The 239-nt window shown below is 56.1% G+C and carries 1 pseudogene; it reads right to left on the bottom strand.

Going from position 1 to position 239, the window contains the following annotated elements:
- Positions 1 to 239, bottom strand: a pseudogene (locus QP548_RS16915) (hypothetical protein); the annotation flags it as partial.

Below are 239 nucleotides of genomic sequence, written 5' to 3'. Positions count from 1 at the left end.
CTGACGCGGGAACCAGCAATGATGCCCGCGTTAAAGCGCGCCTGCGCAAGACCTACCACACGCAAGGCATCGCGCTCAATTTGCGCCTGATGCTGGTTTTTCTCCGCCAGTGTCTGAACCTGACTGGCTGCCCGCGCCACGTCATTCACCGCTTCAACCACCGCTTTGTTGTAGCTGGCGATAGACAAGTTGCTTTCGGCTTTTGCGATATCGAGATTGGCGTTAAGACGACCACTATC

The sequence above is a fragment of the Clostridium sp. UMB9555A genome (assembly GCF_030222355.1).
GTDB lineage: Bacteria > Bacillota > Clostridia > Clostridiales > Clostridiaceae > Sarcina > Sarcina perfringens.
This window is presented reverse-complemented; position numbering and strand designations above follow the sequence as displayed.